Annotated in this window: 16 protein-coding genes; 12 read left to right on the top strand and 4 right to left on the bottom strand. The window is 69.0% G+C overall.

Annotation, left to right across the window (positions count from 1 at the left end):
* Positions 1-7: 7 nt before the first annotated feature.
* The 3 genes from ACT53U_RS14255 to ACT53U_RS14245 are packed head-to-tail and all read left to right on the top strand — an operon-like array spanning position 8 to position 1,859.
* The gene (locus ACT53U_RS14255; protein ID WP_476156120.1) at positions 8-631 is read left to right on the top strand and encodes a LysE family translocator; all 624 of its coding nucleotides are present in this window, start codon (positions 8-10) and stop codon (positions 629-631) included.
* A gap of 20 nt (positions 632-651) precedes the next feature.
* The gene (locus ACT53U_RS14250) at positions 652-1,038 is read left to right on the top strand and encodes a RidA family protein (protein WP_476156118.1); all 387 of its coding nucleotides are present in this window, start codon (positions 652-654) and stop codon (positions 1,036-1,038) included.
* Between the two features lie 44 nt (positions 1,039-1,082).
* Positions 1,083-1,859 (top strand): bestrophin-like domain, encoded by a 777-nt coding sequence (locus ACT53U_RS14245; RefSeq protein ID WP_476156116.1) that lies wholly within the window; start codon positions 1,083-1,085, stop codon positions 1,857-1,859.
* Between the two features lie 4 nt (positions 1,860-1,863).
* On the opposite strand, the gene tam is transcribed toward ACT53U_RS14245, so the two are convergent.
* Positions 1,864-2,640, bottom strand: coding sequence for a trans-aconitate 2-methyltransferase (tam, locus tag ACT53U_RS14240; RefSeq protein ID WP_476156114.1), 777 nt, complete (start codon positions 2,638-2,640; stop codon positions 1,864-1,866).
* A gap of 114 nt (positions 2,641-2,754) precedes the next feature.
* Complete coding sequence (locus tag ACT53U_RS14235; protein WP_476156112.1) at positions 2,755-3,792, bottom strand: aspartate-semialdehyde dehydrogenase; 1,038 nt, start codon at positions 3,790-3,792, stop codon at positions 2,755-2,757.
* 499 nt (positions 3,793-4,291) lie between these two features.
* Here ACT53U_RS14235 and ACT53U_RS14230 point away from each other — a divergent pair, with 499 nt between their 5' ends.
* The 3 genes from ACT53U_RS14230 to ACT53U_RS14220 all read left to right on the top strand — a co-directional run bounded on the left by ACT53U_RS14230 (position 4,292) and on the right by ACT53U_RS14220 (position 8,038).
* Positions 4,292-5,242 (top strand): TAXI family TRAP transporter solute-binding subunit, encoded by a 951-nt coding sequence (locus tag ACT53U_RS14230; protein WP_476156110.1) that lies wholly within the window; start codon positions 4,292-4,294, stop codon positions 5,240-5,242.
* Positions 5,243-5,339: 97 nt separating this feature from the next.
* Positions 5,340-7,634, top strand: a complete 2,295-nt coding sequence (locus tag ACT53U_RS14225) for a TRAP transporter permease (RefSeq protein ID WP_476156108.1) — start codon at positions 5,340-5,342, stop codon at positions 7,632-7,634.
* Complete coding sequence (locus ACT53U_RS14220) at positions 7,631-8,038, top strand: DUF1850 domain-containing protein (protein ID WP_476156106.1); 408 nt, start codon at positions 7,631-7,633, stop codon at positions 8,036-8,038. The genes ACT53U_RS14225 and ACT53U_RS14220 overlap by 4 nt, the downstream gene beginning before the upstream one ends.
* Here the strand turns inward: ACT53U_RS14220 and ACT53U_RS14215 are convergent.
* On the bottom strand, positions 8,010-8,810 hold the full coding sequence (locus tag ACT53U_RS14215) for a phosphatase PAP2 family protein (RefSeq protein ID WP_476156104.1): 801 nt from the start codon (positions 8,808-8,810) through the stop codon (positions 8,010-8,012). The genes ACT53U_RS14220 and ACT53U_RS14215 overlap by 29 nt on opposite strands.
* A gap of 127 nt (positions 8,811-8,937) precedes the next feature.
* Between ACT53U_RS14215 and ACT53U_RS14210 the strand changes: the two genes are divergently transcribed.
* Complete coding sequence (locus tag ACT53U_RS14210; RefSeq protein WP_476156103.1) at positions 8,938-9,591, top strand: LysE family translocator; 654 nt, start codon at positions 8,938-8,940, stop codon at positions 9,589-9,591.
* Here ACT53U_RS14210 and ACT53U_RS14205 read toward each other — a convergent pair whose 3' ends face one another.
* The gene (locus ACT53U_RS14205) at positions 9,592-10,239 is read right to left on the bottom strand and encodes a septation protein A (RefSeq protein ID WP_476156101.1); all 648 of its coding nucleotides are present in this window, start codon (positions 10,237-10,239) and stop codon (positions 9,592-9,594) included. It lies immediately after the preceding gene.
* Between the two features lie 137 nt (positions 10,240-10,376).
* Between ACT53U_RS14205 and ACT53U_RS14200 the strand changes: the two genes are divergently transcribed.
* From ACT53U_RS14200 to ACT53U_RS14180, 5 genes are all read left to right on the top strand, one after another.
* The gene (locus ACT53U_RS14200; RefSeq protein WP_476156099.1) at positions 10,377-11,201 is read left to right on the top strand and encodes a hypothetical protein; all 825 of its coding nucleotides are present in this window, start codon (positions 10,377-10,379) and stop codon (positions 11,199-11,201) included.
* Between the two features lie 130 nt (positions 11,202-11,331).
* On the top strand, positions 11,332-12,624 hold the full coding sequence (locus ACT53U_RS14195) for a S1C family serine protease (protein WP_476156097.1): 1,293 nt from the start codon (positions 11,332-11,334) through the stop codon (positions 12,622-12,624).
* A gap of 27 nt (positions 12,625-12,651) precedes the next feature.
* Complete coding sequence (locus ACT53U_RS14190; RefSeq protein ID WP_476156096.1) at positions 12,652-13,671, top strand: NADH-quinone oxidoreductase subunit B family protein; 1,020 nt, start codon at positions 12,652-12,654, stop codon at positions 13,669-13,671.
* Positions 13,668-15,119, top strand: coding sequence for a nickel-dependent hydrogenase large subunit (locus ACT53U_RS14185; protein ID WP_476156095.1), 1,452 nt, complete (start codon positions 13,668-13,670; stop codon positions 15,117-15,119). The genes ACT53U_RS14190 and ACT53U_RS14185 overlap by 4 nt, the downstream gene beginning before the upstream one ends.
* Before the next feature lie 379 nt (positions 15,120-15,498).
* A complete protein-coding gene (locus ACT53U_RS14180; RefSeq protein ID WP_476156093.1) occupies positions 15,499-16,584 on the top strand; it encodes a hydrogenase small subunit in 1,086 nt (361 codons plus the stop codon).
* Positions 16,585-16,610 lie beyond the last annotated feature (26 nt).

Here is a 16,610-nt window from a genome sequence, read left to right as displayed (position 1 = left end):
CGCTGCGATGGATCTCGGAATCTGGCCGATCTTCGTGCCCGCCGCCTTCGCCATGAACATGTTTCCCGGCCCCAACAACGTGCTGGTGATGAGCCATGCCGCTCGCCACGGGCTCGGCACCGCGGTCCTCGCCGCGGGCGGACGCTTCCCGCCCTTCGCCTTCTTCGTGCTCGCCGCGGCGATCGGCCTCGGCGCGCTGCTCGCCACCTCGGCCGAACTCTTCGCGGCGCTGAAGTTCGTCGGCGCGGCCTATCTGATCTGGCTCGGGATAGCGATGATCCGGGCGAAGCCGGCGGAGGATGCGGGCGACGAGGCGACGAGCCTGAAGGGGCTTCTGTCGCGCGAGTTCTTCACCGCGGCGACGAATCCCAAGGCGATGCTGGTGTTCTCCGCCTTCTTCGCGCCCTTCGTCGATCCGAGCCGCCCCGCCTTCGGACAGATCCTGACGCTCGGTGCGGTGGCGCTCGGGCTCGAATTCGTCGCCGTGATGCTCTATGCCATGGCCGGATCCCACGTCGGCCGCTTCGCGCGCTCGCCCCGGGGGCTCGTTCTCGTCGAACGAATCTCGGGCGGGGCGCTGATCGCCGCCGGCATCGCGCTTCTCTTCGCTCGTCGCCCGGCGAGCGCCTGATCGATCGAAAGGATGTTCCCATGACCACTCGTCGTCTGATCTCCTCCGGTTCCGCCTTCGAGAAGGTGGGCGGCTATTCGCGCGCCGTGGCGCAGGACGACTGGTGCTGGGTTTCCGGCACCACCGGCTACGACTATGCCGCGATGCAGATGCCCGAGAGCCTCGAGGCGCAGACCCGCAACGCCATGAACACCATCACCAAGGCGCTGAACGAGGCGGGCTTCCTGCTCCAGGACGTGGTGCGGGCGACCTACTATGTCACCGAGGCCTCGATGATGGACGTGGTGTTCCCGATCGTCGGCGAGTATTTCGCGGAGGTGCGCCCGGCCGCGACGATGATCGTCTGCGGTCTGGTCAAGCCCGAGATGAAGATCGAGATCGAGGTCACGGCCAAGCGCAAGGCGTGATCGCGCGTCCCGTCCGGTCGCGACGGCGAAGGGGGAATGGGACGATGTTGGGTTTTCTCGGGCAGGCGAGCGATCTCGTCGTGCTGTCGCTTCTGGCCTTCGTCTCCGGCGCGATGGCGATCGGGGTGGCTGAGTTCGCGCATCGCGTCCTCTTCGTCCGTCGGCTCCACGAGGTCGATCCCCATTCCAAGCAGTTCGAGGTGGTCCACGGCAGCCTCCTCGCCTTCATCGCCTTCATGTTGGCGATCTCGGTGACCGACGTGCGCACGAACTTCGGCGTCGCCGACGACGCGGTGTCGCGCGAGGGCATGCACGTCGCCTCCTTCGCCCGCGACATCGGCGAGCAGGACGACGCCGTCTGGGTGGGCGAGACGCAGGCGCTGCTGCGGCGCTACGTCGAGGTGGTGACGACCGACGAATGGCCCCGGCTCGGCGCGGCCGCGCCGCACCTGTCGCCCGATGCGCAGACTCTGCTCGATCGGATGCGCGGCAAGCTGCGCGAGCTGAAGGTCGGCGACGTGACCCGCAGCGCGCTCTTCGCCCGCCACGACGCGCTCGAGCTCGATCGCTCGATCCGCTTCGAACACGCCACCCGCTCGATCCCGCGCGTCTTCTGGTTGCTGATCGGCGGCTTCCTGGTCGGCGCCATGGTGATGAACGGGCGCTATCGCCAGACCTTCTTCACCCGGACGCTGGTCGGGGTGCATTTCGCCGCCATCGGCATGTCGGTGGCGCTGATCGTCATTCTCGACGCGCCGTTCCGCGGCGAGACCTCGATCGCGCCCGCCCCGCTCGTCGAGGCGCTCAAGCGCTTCGCCTGACCCCTCACGCCGACCGTACCGCGACGAAGAACAGGCGCGGGAAGCGGAAGAGCACCCGGCCGTCGGCGACGCGCGGATAGGCCGCCGCGATCTCGACGGCATAGGCGGCGACGAAGGCGGGGCGGGTCTTCTCGTCGAGCGCATCGACGAAGGGGCGCAGGCCGGTCGAGGCGACCATCTCGACGATGGCCTCGGGGCCGGCGAGCGGATGGACGTAGGTCGTCCGCCAGACGTCGACGCGGGCGGCGTGAGGCGCCAGGAGATCGTAGGTCTTCTCGATCGAGGAAATCCGCGTGCGGGAATCGACCACGTCGGCGAGGGCGGCCGCGAAGGCCGGCCGGCGGGCGACGTCGCGCATGCGGGCGTGGCTCGGCTCGTCGAGATTGTCGGGCATCTGCACCGCCAGGACGCCGCCGGGGGCGAGATGGCCCATCAGCCGCGGCAGCAGGGTCTCGTGGTCCGAGAGCCACTGCAGCGCGGCGTTGGAGAAGATCAGATCGACCGGCGCCTCGGGCGACCAGGCCGCCGCGTCGGCTTCCGCGAAGCGGGCGGCGGGCAGGCGTGCGCGGGCCTTGTCGAGCATCGCCGGCGAGGTGTCGATGCCGAGGACGTCGGCCTCCGGCCAGCGCGCGACGAGCGGCGCGGTCGAGGCACCGGCACCGCAGCCGAGATCGACGATGCGCTTCGGCGCGTCCAAGTCGACGCGCGCGAGGAGATCGGCGATCGGCCGGTCGCGTTCGTCGGAGAAGCGGGCGTAGAGGGCGGGGTTCCAGTCGGCCATGGCGTGCTCCTTCGGCCGGCGAGCCTAGCGCCATCCCACGACATGCGCGAGACGCAGACGAAAACGGCGCCCCGAGGGGCGCCGTTCGTGTCTCGTCGATGGCGCTCGCGCCGATCAGGCGGCCTTGCCGGCCTTGGGCGTGATCAGCTTGCGGTTGATCAGCACTTCGGCGATCTGGATGGCGTTGAGCGCCGCGCCCTTGCGCAGGTTGTCGGAGACGCACCAGAAGGCGAGGCCGTTCTCGACGGTCGTGTCCTCGCGGATGCGGCTGATGTAGGTCGCGTCTTCGCCGGCCGCCTCGTAGGGGGTGATGTAGCCACCCGGCTCGTGCTTGTCGATGACCAGGCAACCCGGGGCTTCGCGCAGGATGTCGCGCGCCTCGTCGGCCGAAACCGTCTTCTCGAACTCGACGTTGACCGACTCGGAATGCGAGATGAACACCGGCACGCGGACGCAGGTGGCGGTCAGCTTGATCTTCGGATCGAGGATCTTCTTGGTCTCCGCCATCATCTTCCACTCTTCCTTGGTGAAGCCGTCTTCCATGAAGACGTCGATCTGAGGAATGAGGTTGAAGGCGATGCGCTTGGGGAACTTCTTCGGCTCGACCGGATCGGTGACGAACACCGCGCGGGTCTGGGTGAAGAGCTCGTCCATGGCTTCCTTGCCGGCGCCGGAGACTGACTGGTAGGTCGAGACCACCACGCGCTTGATGGTGTACTCGTCGTGCAGCGGCTTCAGCGCCACGACGAGCTGGGCGGTCGAGCAGTTGGGGTTGGCGATGATGTTCTTCTTGGTGAAGCCGACGATGGCGTCGGCGTTCACTTCCGGAACGATCAGCGGCACCTCGGCGTCGTAGCGCCAGGCCGAGGAATTGTCGATGACGACGCAGCCCTGGGCGCCGATCTTGGGCGACCACTCCTTCGACACCGAACCGCCGGCCGACATCAGGCAGATGTCCGTGTCGGAGAAGTCGTAGTGGTCGAGCACCTTGCACTTCAGCGTCTTGTCGCCGAAGGAGACCTCGGTGCCGAGCGAACGGGCGGAGGCCAGCGCCACGACTTCCGAAACCGGAAATCCGCGCTCGGCCAGGATGTCGAGCATTTCACGTCCGACGTTGCCGGTGGCTCCGACGACTGCGACCTTGTAACCCATCTTCAGATTCCCCGCATGAACGACCACTCTCCCGTTTCACGGAGAGGACCTCGGGGATCGCTTTTTCGAGGGTGTCGAAGAAGGAACCGTTCGGTCCTCCGCTGCCCTCGTCACCCGCCGGGAGAGGGCTGCGGGAGGTCGAGAGCCTGCGTCAGCCGGCGACTTTCGTCGCCGTCGTCGTGGTCGTTTTGGTTTTCGTCGTGGTGACGAACGACATGACGGACACGTGTTCCCGAACAGTTGATCCCGCGCGACGCGCGAGCCCTTCCGAAAAGCCCGAAAGAGGCGGGGAAGTCAAGGGGCGCGCGCCACATCCGCGCTTCTCCGCAACCGCCCCGCCTGCCGTTCGCGAAACGAACGGGCGACCGAAAAAATGCCGCACTCGACGAAATTGCGGAATTCCGAGGTTGCCGTCGGGCCGCGATCGCGCGACAGTTCCGCCACGATCGGCCAGCGAGAAACGACGGGCCGACGGTGGGGAAACCAGGGAGAGACGGCCATGAAGGCACGTTCCGCGATCGCGGCGCTCGGTGCGCTGGCGATCATCACGGCGTCGTCGATCGGCGCGCGCGCCGACGAGTTCATCACGGTCCTGACGGGCGGCACTTCGGGCGTCTACTACCCGATGGGGGTGGCGATCGCCAAGATCTACGGCGAGAAGATCGCCGGCGCCCGGCCGACGGTGCAGGCCACCAAGGCCTCGGTCGAGAACCTCAACCTGCTGCAGCAGGGCAAGGGCGAGGTCGCCTTCACCCTCGGCGACAGCCTCGCCGCCGGCTGGACCGGCGACCAGGAAGCCGGCTTCAAGGCCAAGCTCGACAAACTGCGCGGCATGACCGCGATCTATTCGAACTACATCCAGGTCGTCGCCTCGTACGACAGCGGCATCAAGACGCTGGCCGATCTCAAGGGCAAGCGCCTGTCGGTCGGCGCGCCGAAGTCGGGCACCGAGCTCAATGCCCGGGCGATCCTGGTGGCGGCGGGCCTGACCTATGCCGATCTCGGCAAGGTCGAGTATCTCTCGTTTGCCGAATCCGTCGAGCTGATGAAGAACCGCCAGCTCGACGCCACGCTGCAGTCGGCCGGTCTCGGCGTCGCCTCGATCCGCGACCTCGCCACCTCGGTCGACATCACCGTCGTCGAGATCCCCAAGGCGGTGGTCGAGAAGGCGGGGGCGCCCTTCGTCGCCGCCGACATTCCGGCAGGCACCTACGGCAAGCAGGACAAGGCGGTGCCGACGGCGGCGGTGGTGAACTATCTCGTCACCCGCTCCGATCTTCCCGACGACCTCGTCTACCAGATGACCAAGGCGATCTACGAGAACCTCGGCGAGCTGCAGGCGGCCCACGCCGCGGCGAAGGCGATCAAGATCGAAAACGCCAAGGTCGGCATGCCGGTGCCGATGCATCCGGGTGCCGCCAAGTATCTCGCCGAACACGGCGTGAAGTGATCCCGCGACGCCCGGGCGGGGATCCCCCGCCCGGCGCTCTCATCGCGCGTGGACGGGGGGTCCGCGCGACGGCGCATGCTCATTCGGGAACGGCGAGATGGCCCATCAGGCGACGACGCACGACGACGAAGGTCCGATCGGTCCGGCGATCGATCCGGAACACGGCATTCCGGCCGAACACGGTGACGGCTTCGGTGGCCGGCTGTTCTATTGGATCTCGGTCGCCTTCGCGGCCTTCCAGGTGGTGACGGCCTTCTCGATCCCGCTCGACAAGCCGATCGTCGCCGGCCTCACGGTGATTCACCTCACGGCCGCGGCCTTCGCCCTCTGGGCGGTGTGGATCGCGATCGAGGGACTTCGCGGGCGGCTCGGGCTCGACGCGCCGATCGGCTTCGTCGCCCTGCTCGTCGCCTTCGGCCTGATCGCCTGGTACACCGGCAATCCGCCGAGCCAGATCGTGCGGGCGGTGCACGTCGGCTTCCTCTGCCTCGTCGGCGGCCTCGCCCTGGCGCTGCACCGCTCCAAGGGACCGATGGACCGCGCCTTCCTCGTCGTCCTGGCGGTCGCCGGCTTCGCGGTCGGGCTCTATCACTGGGCCTTCTATCACGATCTGGTGGTGCGGTCGGGCGAGCTGACGCGGGCCGACCTGGTGGTCGGCATCACCGCGATCTCGGTGCTCTTCGTGCTGGTCTGGCGCTTCATGGGGCCGGCGCTGCCGATCGTGGCGGGGACGTTCCTCGCCTACTGCCTGTTCGGCCACTGGCTGCCCAAGCCCTTCGACCATCGGCCCTACGGGCTCGAACAGGTGGTCGAGCACATGGCCTTCGGCACCGAGGGCATCTACGCCACACCGACCCTGGTCTCGGCGACCTACATCTTCCTCTTCATCCTGTTCGGCTCGTTCCTGGAGAAGGCCGGGATGATCGGCCTCTTCACCGACGTCGCCATGGGGCTCTTCGGCTCGGCGCGCGGCGGGCCGGCCAAGGTGGCCGTGTTCTCCTCGGCGCTGATGGGCACGATCTCCGGCTCGGGCGTCGCCAACGTGGTGGCGGTCGGCCAGTTCACCATTCCGCTGATGAAGCGCTTCGGCTACCGGGCGGCCTTCGCCGGCGGCGTCGAGGCGACGGCTTCGATGGGCGGGCAGATCATGCCGCCGGTGATGGGCGCGGTCGCCTTCATCATGGCCGAGACGATCGACGTTCCTTATGTCGAGATCGTCAAGGCGGCGGTGGTGCCGGCGATCCTCTACTACGTCTCGGCCTTTCTCGCGGTGCATCTGGAAGCCGGCAAGTGCGGTCTCCTCGGCCTGCCGAAGGACCAACTCCCCGATGCGCTCGGCTCGCTGAAGCAGCGCTGGCATCTGGTGCTGCCGCTCGCCGTTCTCGTCTGGCTGCTGTTTTCCGGCTACACGCCGCTCTTCGCCGGCTCGGTCGGCCTGGCGCTGACGGTGCTCCTGGTGATAGCCGGTTCGCTGATGCTCGGGGTCGAGCGACAGGTGATCCGCTTCGGTTTCTGGATCGGCCTCGGCGTCATCGCCGGGGCGTCGCTCGCCGTCGGCGTCACCACCATGCTGGCGCTGGTCGGGTTGGCGGTGGTGATGGGCACGCTGTCGGTCGGCGGGCGGGCGACGCTGATCGTCTGCCGCGACGCCTTCGCCGACGGTGCCCGTCAGGCGCTGCCGGTCGGTCTCGCCTGCGCCGTGGTCGGCCTCGTCGTCGGTACGATGACGCTGACCGGTGTCGGCACGATCTTCGGCAACTGGGTGGTGGCGGTCGGCAAGGATTCGCTGATCGCCTCGCTGATGCTGACGATGGTGGTCAGCCTGATCCTCGGCATGGGCATCCCGACCATCCCGAACTACATCATCACCTCGTCGATCGCGGCGCCGGCGCTCTTGGCGCTCGGCGTGCCGCTGATCGTCTCCCACATGTTCGTCTTCTACTTCGGCATCATGGCCGACCTGACGCCGCCGGTGGCGCTCGCGGCCTTCGCCGCGGCGCCGATCGCCCGGACATCCGGCTTCAAGATCGGCTTCGAGGCGATGCGCATCGCGCTGCCGGGCTTCGTCATTCCCTATCTGGCGGTCTACGACCCGGCCTTGATGCTCCAGCCGCACGGCGCGGCGAGCGCCTTCGCCCATTGGTTCGACGTCGGCTACATGGTGGTGAAGGCGGCGACGGCGATCGCGCTGTGGGGCGCGGCGGCGGTCGGCTACGGCCGGGCGCATCTGACGCTGATCGAACGGGTGATCGCGGTGGCGGCGGCGGGCTTCCTGATCACCGCGGCGCCATGGACCGACGGTGTCGGCTTCGCGCTCGCCATCGGCTTCCTCGCCCTCCATCTCCTGCGCACACGCGGCGTGACCGCGGTCGCACCGGCGAGCCGGTCGTGAAGCTCTGCCTGATCGCCGGAGGGATCGTCGTCGCGCTCTCCGGCGACAGGGCGACACTCGCATGGACCCACTCGGTCGAGCGTCAGGTGTGGGATGAGGACTGGCGCGCGACCGAACGCGGTCCGGTGGTCGAGACGGCGCGGGTGCGTGGGTCGGGCGCCGGGATGGAGCCGGGGGCGGACGCGCGGCTCGTCGACGGCGCCTGGGTCTGGCACCCGAAGGTTCCCCCGACCCCCGCCGTGCGTCTGGCGCGCTCCGGTGCCACGGCGGATTGGCGGATCTGCGAGGGAGGCGCCTGTCGGCCGCTCGGGGCCGTGTTGCCGACGAACGTGCCCTCGGTCGATCTGACCGTCTGCGACGATAAGGGCGAGCCGCTCACGCCTTCGGGCGGAACGGCGCGATGAGCTTCTCGCCGAGACGGGCGAGGAAGGCCTCGACGGCGTCGACCTTCCCCTGATCGAGGCGGACGAGAACGAGTTCGCGCAGCCCCAGCAGCACCGTCGCGATCAGGCACCACGAGATCATCACGTCCGACAGGAAGTGCGAGCCGAAGATCACCCGGTTGAACGAGATCGCCAGCGTCCAGCCGACGGTGACGACCAGCGTCGCGCGGCGGAAGCGTTCCGGCACGACGAAGACGAGGCCGACCAGCCAAGCCGCACTCGCCGCCTCGCCGGAGGGGAAGGAGCAGTTGTTGGTCGGGCAGTCGCCGCCCAGCACCCAGGCCGGCTGGAAGCGCCAGTCGCCGCCGAAGATCGTCGTCTCGATTGGCCGCGGTCGGCTCCACAGTTCCTTGAAGAAGACGTTGATCATCAGGCCCGGGCCGGCGGCGAGGGTCGCCAGCACGTAGAGGAGGCCGCGCATCGGGATCGCCCTGGCGAGCATCGGCACGAGGATCTTGGCGAGAACCGCGAGGACGAGGAGGACCGCCGCCCAGCGCGTCACGCCCATGCCGGCGCGGCGCAGCGCGAGGAGGGCGGGCACGTCCTCGAGCGGAAAGGTCGTCGTCGGCCTGACGCCGGGATGGAAGAAGAGGCGTGCGACGGCGAGATCGATCGCCGGCAGCGCGACGGCGACGAGCGAGACGAAGGCGGTGAGGAGCGCTGCGGCGAGCACGGGTCGGGTGGTCGCGAGTGTGGCGATGCGCGCCCGGTAACCTTCGATGCCGTCGACCATGCCGTCTCCTCGTGTCGTGCGCCGTCGATCCGGCAGCGGAGCTGCCTTTCGGTCCATGCTCTAGCCGGTTCGGGCGACGCGTGCAAAAGTCCGCCGCGACGACACCCGATCACGAGAGGGCGAGCGCATGATCGACGGCGGATGGATGGCGGCACTGCCCTCGACCGGGACGGTCGCGGCCTATGTGGCGGCGGTGCTGTTGCTGGTCTTCACGCCGGGGCCGGACATGGCGCTGTTCCTCGGACGGACGCTCGCCCATGGGCGGAAGGCGGGCTTCGCCGTGCTCGCCGGCACGACGGCCGGGCTCTATGTCCACACTGTGCTCGCCGCGCTCGGGCTCTCGGCACTGCTCGCGGCCTCGGCCACCGCCTTCGCGGTGCTGAAGTGGATCGGCGCCGCCTATCTCGTCTGGCTGGCGGTCGCGACGCTGCGCCACGGTTCGGCCTTCAACCCACGCGCAGCGGGGGCGGCTGAGACGCCGATGCGGTCTTTCCTGGTCGGGGTCGGGGTCAACCTGCTCAACCCGAAGATCGTGCTGTTCTTCGTGACCTTCCTGCCGCAGTTCGTCGATCCGGCCGATCCGCACGCCGCTTTCCGCATCGCCTTCCTCGGCGGGCTCTACGGGCTGATCGGGGCGCCGTGCTGTGCGGTGCTGATCCTGGGGGCGGAGCGGGTTTCGGGGGCGTTCGCGCGCTCCGAACGGCTGCGCCGGGCACTCGACTGGTCGGTGGCGACGCTCTTCGGTGCCTTCGCGGTGCGGCTGGTGCTTTCCAGAGGGTGATCAGCCCCGATCGGACGGCGTGGCCTCGTCCTCGGCCGGCGTCGGGCCGTGCTTCTGGATCAGCGGCACCTGGGAAAGCGCGAAGAGGAAGGTGATCGGCATCACGCCGAAGACCTTGAAGGTCACCCAGCTCGACTGGGCGATGGCGCCGGTGCCGACCATGTGGCGCAGCACCTCGTTGACGCCGGCGAGGAAGAAGAAGAACAGGCCCCAGCGGAAGGTGAGCTTGCGCCAGCCCTCGGCGTCGAGATCGAAGGCGGCGTCGAGCGCCACCTGAAGGAACGACTTGCCGAAGAAGAGGCCGCCGAGCAGCGTCGCACCGAACAGGATGTTGACGATGGTCGGCTTCAACATGATGAAGGTGTCGTCGGCGAAGATCAGCGTCAGTGTGCCGAACACCAGCACGACCGCGCCGGAGACGAGCGGCATCACCGCCACCTTGTGGAAGAGCCGCCAACCGACGATCAGCGCCACCGCCGTCGCCACCATCAGCGCTCCGGTCGCCGGCAACAGGCCGTGGTCGCGGTTGGTCAGCATGTAGACGAGGAAGAACACGCCGAGCGGTCCCATCTCGAGGGCCGGGCGTCGCCAGTCGTGGCTCGGTCGGGCGGCCGCGGGGGTCGTCTGCGTCTCGGGCGTGATGCTCATGGTCTCTTCCGTCGCGTGTCGCCGTTTCCCGTCCGCGGGATCCGGCCAGAGGCTCGTATCACATGGTGCGTGTTTCGTCGCGCGCCAGAGCGGGGCACTCTTGCTGCCACGCGACCGATTCGCCCCCGGGGTCCCCCATGCTCGCCGAAGTCGTCACCTGGCTCGCCACCCCCGCCTCGCTCGATGCCCGGCGGACCGGCCATCTGACGGCGGCGGTGTCGCTGTGGTCTCGCGGCTTCCGCTGCCGCCGCGCCTGGGGGCCGCACGAGGCGCATTGCCACGCGATCGTCGACCGGGCGATCGCGGGGTGCGAGCAGCGCCGCACGGCGATCGTGCTCGGCTCGGGACTGGTGCGCGACGTGCCGCTCGACCGGCTGGCGGCCGCCTTCGAGACGGTGCTGCTCGTCGACGTGGTGCATCTGTGGCCGGCGCGCTGGAAGGCGCGGCGCCATGCCAACGTCCGCCTCGTCGATCTCGACATCACCGGCTCGACCGACCTGATCCTCGACCGGGCGACCGGGCTCTCGGACCCGCTGGCGCGGCTTTCCGCCGATCCGACGGTCGATCTGGTGATCTCGGCCAACTGCCTCAGCCAGCTGGCGCTGCTGCCGCTGGAGCGGCTCGCGGCGATGAACTCCTCCAAGCGCCGTCGCTTCGCCGATCTCGGGCGGCGGATCGTCGAGGGGCATCTCGTCGCGCTCGAGCGTTTTTCCGGCCGGGTCTGCCTCCTCACCGACAGCGAGGGGCGCGACGTAGACGCGGAAGGCAACGTGCTCGAGCGCCGCGACCTGCTCGAAGGCGTGACTCTGCCGCCCGCCGACGAGGATTGGGACTGGGAACTGGCGCCGATCGGCGAGCAGGCACCCGATCATGCCATCGTCCACCGCGCCCATGGCTTCGCCGACTGGCACGGCTCGGTGGCGCGCGGCCGCCGGTCGCGCGCGGGTGGACCTGCTCGATGACGGAATTCGTCATCGTCGCGGGCCTTTCGTCGGCTTGAACGCGCTCGCGTCCCCGCGTAGCTTCCGATCGATGGGTCGACGTCGGGTGGACCCCGGGGGGCCCGATCGGGCGAGGGCTTGGGAGGCAGGGATGTCGTCGACGGACAGCAACCGGGTGGCGAAGGCGGTCGGCCGGATCGCGGGCATGGCGCTCGTCGCCGGCGCGGCGATGTTCGGCGCGACGATGTCGGGCACGACCGCGGCACGGGCGGGCACGCCCTATTCGATCGACCGCGAGGTCGACGAGGTGCGCGGCTGGACGATCGCCGCCAATGCCCAGCGCCAGGGCTGCTTCGCCTTCGCGACCTTCAAGTCCGACACCTCGATCGAGCTCGGCTTCGACACCAAACAGGACAACGCCTTCATGGTCTTCGCCAACGAGAGTTGGGACAAGATCAAGGTGGGGACGAGCTACGATCTCAAGCTGATCTTCGACAGTTCCAAGAGCTGGAACGGCAAGGCGATCGGCGTGAAGATCGGCAAGCTCTACGGGCTGGCGCTGGAGAACGTGAAGGCCGAATTCGTCATCGACTTCGCCCGCCATTCGACCATCCAGGTGAACTACAACGGTAAGCGGCTCGACGGCTTCAACCTCGCCGGCACGCGTTTGGCGATCCAGTCGGCGATCTCCTGCTCGGAAGACGTCCAGAAGGGCCGCGTCTCCTTCGACGAGGAGAAGGCGAGCGAAGAGACACCGCCGCGCCGCGAAGCCAAGGAGGAGAAGCCGGCCGAGACCCCGAAGAAGGGGGCGAGCGTCTCCACCGGCACCGGCTTCTTCGTCACCGACAAGGGCCACCTGATGACCAACGCCCATGTCGTCGAGGACTGCGACGAGGCCGAGCTGAAACTGCCCGACGGGCGCGCCGCCAAGGCCTCGATCCTGGCGCGGTCGAGCCAGAACGATCTCGCCGTGCTGAAGACCGATCTGAAGCCCTCCGCCGTCGCCAAGTTCCGCTCCGGCGGGCAGATCCGCCTCGGCGATCCGATCGTGCTGTTCGGCTATCCGCTGGCCGGCGAACTGACGGTCACCGGCAATCTCTCGACCGGCCTCGTCTCGGCGATGGCCGGCCCCGGCGAGGACGTGACGCGGATGCAGATCTCGGCGCCGGTCCAGTCGGGCAATTCCGGCGGCGCGGTGGTCGACCAGTCGGGCAAGGTGGTCGGTGTCGTCGTGGCCAAGGCCAACACGCGGGCTCGCGGCGACGGCGCGACCGAGGTGCTGCAGAACGTCAACTTCGCCATCAAGTCGGGCGTCGCGGGCTATTTCCTCGACGCCAACCAGGTGCCCTACACGCAGGAGCCGGCCGACGGCGACAAGTCGACGGCCGACGTCGCTTCGATCGCCAAGGACTTCACCGCGCTGGTGATCTGCCGCAGCCGCTGAGGCGGACGGCGGGTCCGGAGACCCGACATGACGGGCGAACGCTTCTCGGTTCTCTGGCTGCAGGCCGGCAGTTGCGGCGGCTGCACCATGGCGGTGCTCGAACACGGCGCCCGTGGCCTGTTCGACGCGTTCGACCGCGCCGGGATCGAACTCCTGTGGCATCCGTCGGTCAGCGTCGAGACGGGATCGGAGGCGCGCGCCATCCTCGAGAGCGTCGAGCGCGGTGAACGGCGGCTCGACGCGCTGGTGATCGAGGGCTCCGTCCTGCTCGGACCGAACGGCTCGGGGCGCTGCCAGATGCTCGCCGGCACCGGGCGGACGATGGCCGACTGGGTGCGCTCGCTGTCGACCCGCGCCGGCGTCGTCGTGGCGGTCGGCTCCTGCGCCGCCTTCGGCGGCATTCCGGCGGCGGCCCCCGATCCGGCCGAGGCGATCGGTCTGCAGTTCGACGGGACCGAGCGCGGCGGCGCGCTGGGTGCCGACTTCGAAGCGCTGGGCGGGTTGCCGGTCGTCTCGATCGCCGGCTGCGCGCCGCATCCCGGCTGGATCGTCGAGACGCTGCAGGCCCTGGCGCGCGGTGCGCTGGTGGCGAGCGATCTCGACGCCTTCGGTCGGCCGAAGTTCTTCGCCGACCACCTCGCCCATCACGGCTGTTCGCGCAACGAGTTCTACGAGTTCAAGGCGAGCGCCGAACGGGCGTCGGACCGTGGCTGCATGATGGAACATCTCGGCTGCAAGGCGACGCAGGCCGTCGGCGACTGCAATCAGCGCGGCTGGAACGGCGAAGGGTCGTGTACCCAGGGCGGCTATGCCTGCATCGGCTGTACCTCGCCGGGCTTCGAGGAGGCGCGCGGCTTCCTCGCCACGCCGAAGATCGCCGGCATTCCGGTCGGCCTGCCGCTCGACATGCCCAAGGCCTGGTTCATGGCGCTGGCGGCGCTGTCGAAGTCGGCGACGCCGAGACGGGTCCGGGTCAACGCCGTCGCAGACCGGGTGGTGGTGCCGCCGGGGCGCGGCCGCAAGGGCGGCGAAGGGAGCGAGACGTGACGCGGGTTCTGGTCGGGCCGTTCAATCGCGTCGAGGGCGACCTCGAGATCGCGCTCGACATCGAGGCGGGCGTCGTCCAACGGGCCGAGGTCGGCGTGCCGCTCTATCGCGGCTTCGAGCAGATCCTGGTCGGCCGTCCGCTCGACGACGCGCTGGTGATCGCGCCGCGCATCTGCGGCATCTGCTCGGTGTCGCAGTCGCTCGCGGTGGCCCGCGCCATCGCCTCGTTCTCCGGCCTCGTGCCCGAGCGCAACGGCGAGCTGGCGGCGGCGATCGCCCACGGGGCGGAGAACGTCGCCGACCATCTGACCCATTTCCACCTCTTCTTCATGCCCGACTTCGCGCGGGCCGCCTATGCCGACCGGCCGTGGTATCCGGCTGTCGCCGAGCGCTTCGCGGCGATCCATGGGACGACGTCGGCGACGTTCCTGCCGGCGCGGGCACGGCTGCTCGAGGTGATGGGCGTCGTCGCGGGCAAATGGCCGCACAGCCTCGCCTTCCGTGCCGGCGGCACGACGCGGGCGCTGGGGCTCGGCGAGATCATGCGGCTCGGCACCATCCTCGCCGATGTCCGCGCCTTTGCGGAGGGACCGCTGTTCGGCCGGCCGCTCGAGGCGATCGCCGGACTCGCGAGCCTCGCCGATCTCGATCGGGTCTCCGACGGTCCGAGCGACTTCTCGGCTTTTCTCAGGCTCGCCCGCGATCTCGATCTCGCCCGGCTCGGCCGCGGGCCGGGCCTCGTCATGAGCGTCGGCGCCTATCCCGGCACGGGTCCCGACGGGGGCCACGCCTTCCGCGCCGGGGTGATGGAGACGGCGGATCTCGTCCATCGGCCGCTTGCGATCGACGCGATCACCGAAGATCCGGCCCATGCCTGGATCGCCGGCGAGGCGGGGCCGCCGGCGCGGGCGACGACGGCGCCGGATCTCGAGCGCGCCGGCGCCTATTCCTGGGCGCGGGCGCCGCGGCTCGACGGAAGGGCGGTCGAGGTCGGCGCACTGGCGCGCCAGCTGGTCGACGGCGATCCGCTCGCCGCCGCGCTGGTGCGCGAGGCCAGCGGCACGGGTGTGGCGGCGCGGGTGATCCTGCGGCTGGTGGAATCGGCGCGCGTCCTCCTCGCGATGGAACGCTGGCTGACGGCGATCGCCCGCGGCGCGCCCTTCTGTTCGGAAGGGCAGAGCCAGACCGACGGCTCGGGCGTCGGCCTGGTGGAGGCTGCGCGCGGCAGCCTCGGCCATTGGACGACGGTGCGGGGCGGCCGGATCGGCCGCTGGCAGATCGTCGCGCCGACCACCTTCAACTTCTCGCCGCGCGACGCGGCCGGCATGCCCGGCCCGCTCGAGGGCGCGCTCGAAGGGCTCGCGGTCGGCGAGGCGGGAGCCGAGGCGGTCGCGGTGCAGCACGTGGTGCGCTCCTTCGACCCCTGCATGGTCTGCACCGCCCACTGAGCGGTGCACCGCCCGCCCGTCTTCTCGCGTCCGGATAACCCCCTCGAACACCGTGCGACGACCTCTTCGCCACGCGCCGTGCCCGATCGTGGCGTGTCGGGTGGTGTACATTCAGTTTCCGCATCCGGACACCGTTCTTCCGGATGGAGGCAGAAACGGCGGCGCGATCGAGTCGATGCCTGCGACAGGGACGACCTGCGAATGGCGGGAATCCGGAGGTTTTCGTAAGACGATCGGTCGCGGGCCGGACGCAGTGGTAATTGGCCTACGATTTGCTCTCAGAGATGCATCGCTACGAAACGTCCGTCGTGGCCGGTGCGAGCGTCTCTCGGGGGGCGCGGATCGGGATGCGGCGAGACCGTCCTGGGGGATACGCGCGATGAGTGCAGCCACTGAAACGTTCTACGAAGTGATCCGGCGTCAGGGGATCACGCGGCGCAGCTTCACCAAATTCTGTTCGCTCACCGCGGCGAGCCTCGGGCTCGGCTCGACGGCGGCGTCCGAGATGGCGCATGCGCTGGAGACCAAGCCGCGCATTCCGGTCATCTGGATGCACGGCCTCGAGTGCACCTGCTGCTCGGAGAGCTTCATCCGCTCGGCGCATCCGCTGGTGAAGGACGTGGTCCTGTCGATGATCTCGCTCGACTACGACGACACGATCATGGCGGCGGCCGGCCATCAGGCCGAAGCGATCCTCCAGGAGACCCGGGAGAAGTACAAGGGTCAGTACATCCTGGCCGTCGAGGGCAATCCGCCGCTCAACGAAGACGGCATGTTCTGCATCGACGGCGGCCGTCCCTTCGTCGAGAAGCTGAAGGAAATGGCGGAAGACGCCATGGCCGTCATCGCCTGGGGCGCCTGCGCCTCGTGGGGCTGCGTCCAGGCGGCGAAGCCGAACCCGACCCAGGCGACGCCGATCGACAAGGTCATCAGGAACAAGCCGATCATCAAGGTCCCGGGCTGTCCGCCGATCGCCGAGGTGATGACCGGCGTCGTCACCTTCGTGACCACCTTCGGACGTCTGCCCGAGCTCGACCGTCAGGGTCGGCCGAAGATGTTCTATTCGCAGCGCATCCACGACAAGTGCTACCGCCGTCCGCATTTCGACGCCGGCCAGTTCGTCGAGGAGTGGGACGACGAGGGCGCCAAGAAGGGCTACTGCCTCTACAAGATGGGCTGCAAGGGTCCGACGACCTACAACGCCTGCTCGACCGTGCGCTGGAACGCCGGCGTCTCCTTCCCGATCCAGTCGGGCCACGGCTGCATCGGCTGTTCGGAGGAGAATTTCTGGGACAAGGGCTCGTTCTACGACCGTCTCACCGGCATCAACCAGTTCGGCATCGAGGCCAACGCCGACAAGGTCGGCGGCACGGTGGCCGGTGTCGTCACGGCCGGCGTGGTCGCTCATGCCGCGATCACCGCGGTGAAGCGCGTCACCTCCAAGAAGCCCGAGCAGGTCGACTGACGGCCGCCCCGAACCAGAACACTTGA

The organism is Pinisolibacter sp. DMC19 (genome assembly GCF_056313985.1).
The sequence above is the reverse complement of the archived record's forward strand: the minus strand, read 5'-3'. Positions and strand labels throughout refer to the sequence as shown.